This window comes from Methylobacterium sp. J-043 (genome assembly GCF_022829505.1).
Lineage (GTDB): Bacteria > Pseudomonadota > Alphaproteobacteria > Rhizobiales > Beijerinckiaceae > Methylobacterium > Methylobacterium extorquens_A.
Window position 1 is genome coordinate 104,170 of record NZ_JAKSYB010000061.1, and the last position, 10,715, is coordinate 114,884.

10 protein-coding genes are annotated in these 10,715 nt (G+C 69.1%); 7 read left to right on the top strand and 3 right to left on the bottom strand.

The annotated features are described in order from the left end of the window. Positions 1-24: 24 nt before the first annotated feature. A complete protein-coding gene (locus tag MKK50_RS17905; RefSeq protein ID WP_499024232.1) occupies positions 25-1,269 on the top strand; it encodes a polyhydroxyalkanoate depolymerase in 1,245 nt (414 codons plus the stop codon). Positions 1,270-1,363: 94 nt separating this feature from the next. After that, positions 1,364-2,089, top strand: coding sequence for a M48 family metallopeptidase (locus tag MKK50_RS17910; protein WP_499024234.1), 726 nt, complete (start codon positions 1,364-1,366; stop codon positions 2,087-2,089). An 81-nt stretch (positions 2,090-2,170) separates the two neighbouring features. Here the strand turns inward: MKK50_RS17910 and MKK50_RS17915 are convergent, their stop codons facing one another. Continuing rightward, positions 2,171-2,590: a hypothetical protein gene (locus MKK50_RS17915; protein ID WP_499024236.1), complete on the bottom strand. Its 420-nt coding sequence runs from the start codon at positions 2,588-2,590 to the stop codon at positions 2,171-2,173. A 235-nt stretch (positions 2,591-2,825) separates the two neighbouring features. Here MKK50_RS17915 and MKK50_RS17920 point away from each other — a divergent pair, with 235 nt between their 5' ends. The 4 genes from MKK50_RS17920 to MKK50_RS17935 all read left to right on the top strand — a co-directional run bounded on the left by MKK50_RS17920 (position 2,826) and on the right by MKK50_RS17935 (position 7,839). Continuing rightward, the gene (locus MKK50_RS17920) at positions 2,826-3,368 is read left to right on the top strand and encodes an invasion associated locus B family protein (protein WP_499024237.1); all 543 of its coding nucleotides are present in this window, start codon (positions 2,826-2,828) and stop codon (positions 3,366-3,368) included. 60 nt (positions 3,369-3,428) lie between these two features. Then, entirely contained in the window at positions 3,429-4,061 is a 633-nt protein-coding gene (locus MKK50_RS17925) for a hypothetical protein (RefSeq protein WP_499024239.1), read from the top strand. A gap of 71 nt (positions 4,062-4,132) precedes the next feature. Then, entirely contained in the window at positions 4,133-6,187 is a 2,055-nt protein-coding gene (locus tag MKK50_RS17930) for a glycosyltransferase family 2 protein (protein ID WP_499024240.1), read from the top strand. Beyond that, positions 6,184-7,839, top strand: coding sequence for a glycosyltransferase family 2 protein (locus tag MKK50_RS17935; protein ID WP_499024242.1), 1,656 nt, complete (start codon positions 6,184-6,186; stop codon positions 7,837-7,839). The genes MKK50_RS17930 and MKK50_RS17935 overlap by 4 nt, the downstream gene beginning before the upstream one ends. Positions 7,840-7,845: 6 nt before the next feature. On the opposite strand, the gene purC is transcribed toward MKK50_RS17935, so the two are convergent. Both purC and nth read right to left on the bottom strand, forming a co-directional pair. Beyond that, entirely contained in the window at positions 7,846-8,640 is a 795-nt protein-coding gene (gene purC, locus MKK50_RS17940; RefSeq protein ID WP_003605938.1) for a phosphoribosylaminoimidazolesuccinocarboxamide synthase, read from the bottom strand. A gap of 193 nt (positions 8,641-8,833) precedes the next feature. Continuing rightward, positions 8,834-9,535: an endonuclease III gene (nth, locus tag MKK50_RS17945; RefSeq protein ID WP_499024250.1), complete on the bottom strand. Its 702-nt coding sequence runs from the start codon at positions 9,533-9,535 to the stop codon at positions 8,834-8,836. A gap of 131 nt (positions 9,536-9,666) precedes the next feature. Here nth and MKK50_RS17950 point away from each other — a divergent pair, with 131 nt between their 5' ends. Further along, a complete protein-coding gene (locus tag MKK50_RS17950) occupies positions 9,667-10,188 on the top strand; it encodes a DUF2244 domain-containing protein (RefSeq protein WP_056193943.1) in 522 nt (173 codons plus the stop codon). Positions 10,189-10,715: the final 527 nt, after the last annotated feature.

Sequence of the window (10,715 nt, forward strand, 5' to 3'; positions counted from 1 at the left end):
GGGGCCGCGTCGGGGAGTGCCGCAATGGACTTGGCGTATATCTGGTACGAGACGGCCCGCGCGATGTTGACGCCGGCCCGGCTCGCGGCGGACGCGGCCCGGCACAGTCTGGACAACCCCGGCAATCCTCTCGCCTACGGTCCCTATGCCCGCTCGACGGCCGCCGCGCTGGAGATGTTCGAGCGCGTGACCCGCCGCTACGGCAAGCCGGCTTTCGGCCTGCCGACGACGGTGATCGACGGACAGGTCGTCCCGGTCTCGGAGCGTGTCGTCTGGGAGCGGCCGTTCGGCCGTGTGATCGCCTTCGACCGGGCGCTGCCCGCCGGGCATTCGGAGCCGCAGCCCAAGCTCCTGATCGTGGCGCCCATGTCGGGCCATTACGCGACGCTCCTGCGCGGCACCGTCGAGGCGATGCTGCCTAACCACCGGGTCTTCATCACGGACTGGTCCGACGCGCGCATGGTCCCGTTGCTGGACGGACGCTTCGACCTCGGGACGTATATCGATTACCTGCAGGCGATGTTCCGTGACCTCGGGCCGGACCTGCACGTCATGGCCGTCTGCCAGCCCGCCGTGCCGGTCTTCGCCGCGGTTGCGCTGATGGAGGCGGCGGATTCGGCCCATGTGCCGGTCTCGATGACCCTGATGGGCGGGCCGATCGACACCCGCCGCTCGCCGACCGCCGTGAATTGCCTCGCGCAGGAGCGCGGCATGGCTTGGTTCGAGAAGAATTGCATCACGGTGGTGCCGCCGCTCTATCCGGGGGCGATGCGCCGGGTCTATCCCGGCTTCCTGCAGCTCTCGGGCTTCATGGCGATGAACCTCGATCGCCACGTCACCGCCCATACCGACATGTTCCATCACCTCGTGACCGGCGACGGCGACTCGGCCGAGAAGCACCGCGACTTCTACGACGAGTATCTCGCCGTGATGGACCTGACGGCGGAGTTCTACCTTCAGACCGTGCAGACCGTCTTCGTCGATCACGCCCTGCCGCGGGGGCGCATGCGCCATGGCGGACGGCTGGTCGATCTCTCGGCGATCCGCCGTTCCGCCATCCTCGCCGTCGAGGGCGAGAACGACGACATTTCCGGCGTCGGCCAGACCAAGGCCGCGCTCGATCTCACCCCGAACCTGCCCGAGGCCCGCAAGGCCTACCACATGCAGGAGAAGGTGGGGCATTACGGCGTGTTCAACGGCTCGCGCTTCCGCTCCGTCATCGCCCCACGCATCGCCCGCTTCGTGCGGGAGATGGAGGGGAGCGCCTGAATTCCCGCGCGCAAAGCTCCGGTCAGGCGGATTTCCGGTGAGAGAGGGATTGCTGGGATGGCTGAGCCGACCGGCTGCGGCTAGGCTCGCGGGCATGACGCGCGCCCTGCTGCGACGGCCGGATCCGGATCACATCGAGATCGCTCATGACGGGCAGACCTTCCGCATCGCCATCCTGCGGCGGCCGACCGCGCGCCGGCTGACCCTGCGGGTTTCGAGCGCGACCGGCGCGGTGGTGCTCACGCTGCCGACCCGGTCGTCGCTCGCCACGGCTCAGAAGTTCGTGCACAGCCACGGCGGCTGGATCGCCGCCCGCCTCGCCAAGCTGCCGGAGCGGGTGCCGTTCGCGGAAGACTCGGTGATTCCGCTACGCGGTGTGCCGCACCGGATCGTGGCCCGGGAGGGGCGCGGCACCGCCGAGGCGGATCCCGCGAGCGCGACGCTCGCCGTCCCGGGCGATCCGGCGCACATGCCTCGCCGCGTCCGCGAGTTCCTCATGCGGGAGGCGCGGCGCGACCTGTCGCAATCGGTGGCTGTCTACGCGACCCGTCTCGGCCAGCGGCCGGCGCGGGTGACGCTGCGCGATACGCGCAGCCGCTGGGGGTCGTGCACGGCCCGCGGCGAGCTGAACTTCTCATGGCGGCTGATCCTCGCACCACCGGTCGTGCTCGACTACCTCGTCGCCCACGAGATGGCGCATCTGCGGGAGATGAACCATTCCCCGCGCTTCTGGGCCCTCACCAATGAACTCTGCCCCCATGTCGACGAGGCAGAGCGCTGGCTGAAGCGGCACGGCTCGGAGCTGCACCGCTACGGCTGATCCCGGTCCGGTCGATTACTGCGGGACGGCGAATTCGGGCGATCCTCGAGCGTGCCTCGGTTCTGATCGACCGGAAGCGGCTCAGTACTTCGTCACGATCGCCCGGCCGCGAACGGGCGCCGCCTCGGCGGGCCAAGCCGGACGCGGCGCGACGTGGCCCGGCCACAGGGTACGGGGCGCGACGTTGTCGCAAACCTCGCGCTGACGCAGGTAGGTGGGGCGGCCCATCGTATCCCGGCGCAGCACCGTGCCGCCGTCCCGGCAGAAACCCGCGATGGCCGCCGCGTCGCCACGACGGCGCCCGCGCGGATTCCGCTCCACCGGCGGGTGCTCGATGGTGAGCGGCGCCTGATGGTTGAGGGAGCGCTCGACATAGGTCGTCGTCGCCTCGGGGGGCAGGTAATCCGACTCCTCGAACGGCAGGGACAGGGCGAAAGCACCCCCGCAACCCAGCGCGACGAAGAGGGTCGCGAGGGCGAGGGGGGAGGCGAGGCGGCGCATGGCAGTTTCCTCGGATGAATGAGAGCTTGGCCTTACCTTAGGGCAGCGGGGCGGCGAGGGGTAGCCGCTTTGCCCTATTCCCGACACACCCGCGCCGCGATTGCTTGACACCGGGAAACCCGCATGGTCCCAACGCCCGAGCCCGCGTGGCGCTCCGGAGGGCCCGCGTGCATCAGCGCGAGGGGCATCCGCCGGAGCCGGCCGCCGTCTCGAAAAGCGATCGATCGGAGTTCGTATGAGTCTGTTTGCGGGCGTGGTTCGGGCGGTGCGTCCTGGGGCCGGCCGCCGTCTTGCGCTGGCGGTGGCGACCGCCGCGGCGGTGCTGGCCGGGGGCGGCGCTGCACTGGCCCAGGGGACCGTGCGCAAGACCTTCGACGATTGGCAGTTGCGCTGCGAGACGCCGGCCGGTGCCAAGGCCGAGCAATGCGCCCTGGTGCAGTACGTGGCGGCGGAAGACCGGCCGAACCTCAACCTCGTCGTCATCGTGCTGAAGATCGCCGACAACCGCGGCTACCTGCTGCGGGTGCAGGCCCCGCTCGGCATCCTCCTGACCTCCGGCCTCGGCCTCAAGATCGATCAGACCGATATCGGCCGCGCCAGCTTCGTGCGCTGCCTGACCATGGGCTGCGTCGCCGAGGTGGTGATGGATGACGGCCTCATCAAATCGATGCGCAACGGGGCGCAATCGACCTTCATCGTCTTCCAGACGCCGGAGGAGGGGGTCGGCATCCCGGTCTCGATGAAGGGCTTCGGCCCCGGTTTCGACGCGCTCAAGTAGGATCGTTCGGCTCCGGAGCGTTCAAGGGATCGCCGGGAAAGGGCAGGGAACGGTCAGACGATGCGCAGGGCGTTGATCATCTTCGGCGGATTGGTGCTGATCGTGCCGGGCACGGCGCGAGCCGAACCGGGCAGCTTCTTCAAGAACATGTTCGGTGGCCGCGAGGGCGAGGCGCCGGCGGTCACCGCGCCGCGGGCGCAGGACCCCGGGGACGTCTATTGCCCGCCGGTCTTCGTGCCGGACGGCGGCGCCGCGATCCAGGCTTTCGCCGGAGCCGCGGGCGACAACCGGCGCTTGCGCCATCAGGTCGTGCTCGGCCGGCTCAGCCGGGAGTGCAAGGCCCGGCCCGACGGCTCGGTCGCGGTGCGCGTCGGCGTCGAACTGCGTGCCTTGCTCGGACCGGCCGGTGCCGCCGGGCGTTTCGACGTGCCGGTGACCATCGGCGTGAAATACAACGAGCAGCCCGTGATGATGCGCAGCCACCGTGTGGCGGTGGTGGTTCCGGCGGGCGCCGTCCAGGGCGAGGCGACGGTCATCGAGAACGATCTCACCGTGCCCGCCGACAAGGCCACGGGCTACGACATCGAAGTGACCCTGGCCGGCGCCTCGGCGCGCCCGAAGCCGGCCGCGCGCCGCCGCAAGCCTGCACCTGCGGCGGCGGCGGAACAGGGCGAGGCTCCTGTTGGGCAATGACGGAAGCGCCCGCGCCGCACGGCTCGCAATGCGCCGGAGGACGGCATCGCTAAGACTGATGGCCAAGATTGATGGCCAAACCTGATGAAAGGGGGCGCGATGGGTGGGACGTGTGGCGGGGCCGTGAGACGCCGTTCTCCCTGTTGCCCACCGACGCCCCCCTGTTCGACCGCCGCCTCGTCCTGTCGCCCCCGGACCGGAGGCCGTGGCAGGATCGCTGGATCGTTCTGACCTACACGCTGCCCGTGCGTGCGCGGCCGCAGAGACCGCTGCTGCGTCTGCTCCGCAGCGCCGGCCGACGCGACAGCTTCGTGCTGCCGGGTGTTGCCCTCGGCGCCGCGCGCTGGCTCGGCTACCTGCCGGAAGATTGCGAGCGCATCGAAATCGCGGCCGAGCCGGGTTTCGTGCTGGAGCGCGTCGGACTGCGGAGCAGCGCGGGCGTCTTCGCGGAAGCGCTGCTGAAGCGGCCGGGGCGCGCCGCAGCCGCCCTGCGCGCCCGCCTCGCGCGCGACGAGCGGCGCTGGCGCGACAGCCTCCGCGGCGCCTGCGCGGCGGCGCCCCTTGCCCGCTATCCGGCCTGGAAGGCGTCGCGGCTGTTTCGCGCCGCATCGACGGAGAAGCGATCCGGTGCGCGGATCCGTCTCGTTCTCCCCGCTCCCTTTGCCCAGGCCGATGCGGTGGCGCGCAGCGTCGCGAGCCTGCGCGCCCAGACCCATCAGGACTGGTCCCTCCTCATCGCTTGGACCGACGGCGCCCCGCCGACGAACCCGGCCATCGACGGGCGCGTGCGGTCCACCCCATGGAATTCGGCGGCGACCCTGCACGAGCTTGGCGGAGGGGCCGACCTGTTCGGCCTGCTCCGCCCCGGCGACATCCTGGCGCCCGAGGCACTGGATCTGCTCGCCACGTCCATCGAGGCTGAGGCGGCCGAGATGGTCTATGCCGACGAGGAGACCGGCGGCCGAGGGGTCAGGCCCCGCCTCAAGCCGGATTGGAGCCCCGATCTGGCCCTCGCCACGGGTTATGTCGGCGCGCCGGCGCTGATCGCAGAACCCTTCCTCGCCCGCCTGCCCGCCGAGCCGGTGGGCACTCCCGACGCTTTCGCCCTTGCGCTCGATCTTGCGGCCGGGGCCGCGACCCGTGTCGCTCACATCCCCCGCATTCTATGCCGTCGCGAACCCGTCACGGTCGATCCGAACGCCCGCGCGCCACACCTCGACCGGCACCTGCGCAACACGGGATCGTCGGCGCATGCGGCACTCCACGACGGCCGCCTCGATCTTCAGTGGCCGCTGCCGGAGCCGGCACCGCTCGTCAGCATCATCATCCCCTCCCGCGACCGGCTCGACCTGATCGCGCGGGTCACCGAGGATGTCCTCGAAAAGACGCCCTATCCCGCCCTCGAACTGGTGATCGTGGACAACGACTCGAAAGAGCCGGCCGTGCTCGATCTGTATGAGCGATTGCGCGGCGATCCACGGGTCCGGATCGAGCCCTATCCGCACCCCTTCAATTTCTCGGCGCTGGTCAATGCCGGCGCGCGGCAAGCGCGCGGCGACGTCCTTGTCCTGCTCAACAACGACGTGGCGGTGTTGCGACCGGATTGGCTCGCCGTCCTCGTCGCCCAGGCGGTCCGGCCGGAGGTCGGCGCGGTCGGCGCTAAGCTCCTCTACCAGGATGGGCGCCTCCAGCACGCGGGTGTCGTGGTCGGGCTCGGCGGCGAGGCCGGCCATATCCTGCGCCGCCGCCGCGCCGACACGCCCGGCCACCTCGATCGCTTGGGCGTGGCGCATGAGGTCTCAGGCGTCACGGCGGCCTGCCTCGCCGTCGCGCGCGAGAAGTATCACGCCATCGCCGGGTTCGACGAAGAGACCTTTGCCGTCGATTTCAACGACATCGACTTCTGCCTGCGCCTCGGCGCGCGGGGCTGGAAGACGGTATGGACACCCCACGCGGTGCTGTCCCACCTCGAATCGGTGAGCCGCGGCCGACCGGTCGGGCCCGCCCGCGCGCGCTTCGAGCGCGAGGCCGCCGCCTTCACCGAGCGCTGGCGCGACGTGATCCGGCACGATCCGTTCTACCATCCGGCCCTCTCGCTCACGACCTTCGGCGAGGAACTGGAATGAGCGCCAACGGCCCGCCCCCCGCATGGCCCGACGCCCTGCGTTTCGCCGCCGAGCCCGTTCCGGGACGCCTCGCGCTCATCGCGCGGGCGTTGCGCCATCCGAGGCGAGCTCTGCCGATCCTGGCGGCGCGTCTCTCCGGCCGGCGGCTACGGGCGGCGCAAGCCTTCATCGCGCTCGTCGGCGCCCATCACCATCTCGACCGGCCCCGCATCGTCCCACCGCCGAGCGAGCCGGATGCCACCCTCGCCGTAGCCGGGATCGAGCGCATCGAGACGGATACGGAAGGCACGATCCGCATCGCGCCGGAGGGGGCTCCGATCGTCCTGCTCACATCTGAGGGCCAGCACATCGCGGCGGGTGCGGCAGCGGCCCTCGCCGCCGCCTTCGCCGATCCCGATCGTCACGCGATCTACGGCGACGCGTTGTTCCGACATTCCGCCGATGGCCCCTGGCTTCCCCTGCTGCGTCCGGCCTTCGATCGGGATTACCTGCGCACGGTCGATTATCTCGGGCCCGTCATCGCCCTTCGCCGGGCCAGCGTGACCGGTATCGAGGTCGTCCCCGGCGCCGCCGTGCTCGACCTGACCCTGGCCATCGCGGACCGCTTCGGCCCAGCCGCCGTGCGCCATCTCCCGCGCATTCTGTCCTTCGGGAGTTGCGAAGCGAGAGGGGAGGGGCGAACGGCGCGGCGGGAGGCCGTCCGCCGCGATCTCGATCGGGCGGGGGAGGGGGGTACGCCCGTCGGCCTCGGGCAAGACGGCGTGATCCGCCTCGACAGGCCCCTGCCGGAGCCGCGCCCCCTCGTCAGCCTGATCGTTCCGACCCGCGACCGGCTCGACCTGCTCCGCCCCTGCATCGAGAGCCTGCGCCACCGCACCGACTGGCCGGCCAAGGAGATCCTGATCTGCGACAACGACAGTCGCGATCCCGAGACGCTCGCCTATTTCCGCACTCTCGAGGCAGAGGGCGCGGCGCGGGTCGTCGCCTGTCCCGGCCCCTTCGATTTCGCTGCCATCAATAACCGCGTGGCGGCGCGGGCGCGCGGACGCCTCCTGGCCTTCATCAACAACGACGTCGAGGCCGAGGCGCCGGACTGGCTGGAGCGCATGGTCCGCGAGGCGTTGCGCCCGGAGATCGGCGCGGTCGGGGCCCGGTTGGTCGACGGCGAGGGCCGCATCCAGCATGGCGGGATCGTGTTGGGCACCGGCGGTCTCGTCACCCACGGCCACCGCCACTTCGCCGGGGATGCGGCGGGCTATCTCGGCGCTCTGCGCGCCACCCGAAGCGTTTCGGCCGTGACCGCCGCCTGCCTCGTGATCGAGGCGGACAAGTTCGCCCGCGTCGGCGGCTTCGACGCCTCGACCTTTGCCATCGATTTCAACGACGTCGATCTCTGCCTGAGGCTGAATGCCGTGGGCCTGCGGACCCTCTATGTCGGCGCCGCACGGCTCCATCACCGGGAATCGGCGAGCCGGCGGCCCTCGCCGATGGCGGCCGCTCGACACCGTGCCGAGGTTGAGGCGCTGAAAAAGCGATGGGGGCCGCTGCTCGCGCAGGACCCCCATTATCATCCGGACTTCGACCCGGACCTCTCGACTCATCTGCGCCTTCGTCGCGACTGGACCGGCCTTGAGCCAGTCCAGCCTCGCTGAAGACGCTTACTGTACCAGGCGCGGGCCGCCGGCCTGAACCTTCTCGTTCTCGGACATGATGCCGAGACGCTTGGCGACCTCCGTATAGGCCTCGATCAGGCCGCCGAGATCCTTGCGGAAGCGATCCTTGTCGAGCTTGTCCGAGGACTTGATGTCCCACAGCCGGCAGGAATCGGGGGAGATCTCGTCGGCGACGACGATGCGCATCAGGTCGCCCTCCCACAGGCGGCCGGTCTCCATCTTGAAGTCGACGAGACGGATGCCGACACCGAGGAAGAGGCCGGACAGGAAATCGTTGACGCGGATGGCGAGCGCCATGATGTCGTCGATTTCCTGGGGCGTCGCCCAGCCGAACGCGGTGATGTGCTCTTCCGACACCATCGGGTCGTTGAGCTGGTCGTTCTTGTAGTAGAACTCGATGATCGAGCGCGGCAACTGCGTGCCTTCCTCGAGCCCGAGCCGCGTCGCCAGCGAACCGGCAGCGACGTTGCGCACCACCACCTCGAGCGGGATGATCTCGACCTCGCGGATCAGCTGCTCGCGCATGTTGAGCCGGCGGATGAAGTGCGTCGGCACGCCGATATCGTTGAGGTGCTGGAAGACGAACTCGGAGATCCGGTTGTTCAGCACACCCTTGCCGTCGATCACCTCGTGCTTCTTCGCGTTAAAGGCGGTCGCGTCGTCCTTGAAGTGCTGGATGAGCGTCCCCGGCTCCGGTCCCTCGTAGAGGACCTTCGCCTTGCCCTCGTAAATGCGACGGCGGCGGTTCATAGGCGTGTACCGTGGTTTGAGGAAGTCCATGGGGCCGAGGCTCCTTCGGAACTGGCACTTGAGGCGAAATCCGCGGCGCGGCGGCCCGTCTGGCGGGCAGACGGCCGGATTATGCTTCCCGAGAGAGACATGTCCGGCCGCCTTAGCATCAATCTACCGGAACGAGGTTTGCAGCACAACGCGTTGGCCGGGCAACGCATTGCCGCCGCGCACGCAGAGCTGCTTAATTCCCGGCCGAGAGGGGGGTGAGCGCCGTCGTCTTCGAGGGGTAACGGCACAGATCCGCGATGGCGCAACGCGGGCAATCCGGCCGGCGGGCCTTGCAGGTGTAGCGCCCGTGCAGGATCAGCCAGTGATGGGCATTGAGCCGGAACGGCTCCGGCACCCGCGCCTCCAGCCCCGCCTGCACCTTGTCGGTCGTGGGGGCGGAAAACAGCGGAATGCGGTTCGAGACACGGAAGATATGGGTATCGACCGCGATCCGCGGCACGCCGAAGGCGACGTTGAGCACGACGCTCGCCGTCTTCGTCCCGACGCCCGGCAGCACCTCCAGCGCCCCGGCTTCGCACGGCACCGCGCCGCCATGCCGCTCCAGTAGAATTCGCGACAACGCGATGACGTTCTTCGCTTTAGTGTTGAACAAGCCGATGGTGCGGATGAAGTGTCGGACCCGCTCCTCCCCGAGATCCACCATTTTCTGCGGCGTGTCGGCGATGGCGAAGAGCGGGGCGGTCGCGAGGTTCACGCTTCTGTCGGTGGCCTGAGCCGAGAGCACCACGGCGACGAGCAGCGTATAGGGGTTCAGGTATTCGAGTTCCGAACGCGGCTCCGGATCGGCCGCGCGCAACCGCGAAAAGATCTCGACCAAGGTCGTGTCATCGACAGGTTCGGGCGAGGTTTCGACGCCGACCGCCAGAGCGGGCATCAGCTCGGCCTTGAGCTTTGCCGGCTTTGCCGTGCTCTGGGCAGACTTCGCCAACTGACTTTTTACCGCACCAGGGGCAGAAGGGCGGGAAGACGGCTTTTTCGCTGACATCGGCGCGTTATATTCGGCCCATGGCGAGCGGCAACATTTCTGCGCATCCGGACGGGCTCGACCCGGCAACGATGGACCGGCCGGTCTACTCGGCGGTGATCCGGCCTCACCAATCCCTGAGTCAGGACGGGTTCCGGATCGTAATGGGGCTATGCTGCCTCGTTTCCCTTGTAACCTCGATTGCCTGCTGGCGGGCTGGCTTCTGGCCGATTGCCGGCTTCTTCGGCCTCGACATGCTGGCGCTCTACGTGGCGCTGAAGGTGAGCTTCCGCCGTGGACGCTCCTTCGAGGAGGTGGCGATCTCACCCATCGAGGTCTTCCTCGCCCGCATCGATCCGCGGGGCGTGCGGCGCGAATGGCGCTTCAACCCGCTCTGGACCAAGCTCAGCCGCATCGACGACGAGGAATTTGGGCTGCGGACGCTGACCCTGACCTCGCGCCGCGAGCACGTCGTCGTCGCCCGCGACGCCTCGCCGGATGAGCGAGCGATCGTCGCCGACGGCCTGACGCGAGCCCTGGCGCAGGTGAAGAGAGGGTTCTGAGTTCGCTTGCCAGTGCACCCCTGCCGCGGCGTGGCTGACAGATGCGATCCGCGGCCCCGTGACGGGCATTATCCGCGTTTCCTGTGTTTTTCCGATTGACGCCTGATCCAGTGCCCCCTATACCCCATTTCACCGACGGGGAGCCGCGGTCCACCGGTTGGTGGGTCGGGGGTCTTGTTGGTCTTCGGGATTGTTGGTGAGCGGAGCTGATCCGGGTGACTGGATCGGGCGATCGCTGTCCTTCTGTTCCGATGCGTCGGTCGATCCGGGCGCTTTGGCGCTGGTTTGGTTCGGTTGACAGAACGGTTCGCCGGCTCTAGACGCCGCGGACTGCCGGCGCCGGGTTGACCCGCGCTGCGGACTTCATCGCTGAGGGTAGGCTGACTGGGCCGGGCAACCGGGCTGTCGGCGCGTCTCTTGGTGAAGGGTTGTACCCTTGGGTGTGGCCTCTGCTGTTTGACAAGTGAATCATACGAGAAAGAGAAACGCGGGCGGCTTGTTTACGTCCTTGCGGGTTCGGCGAAAGT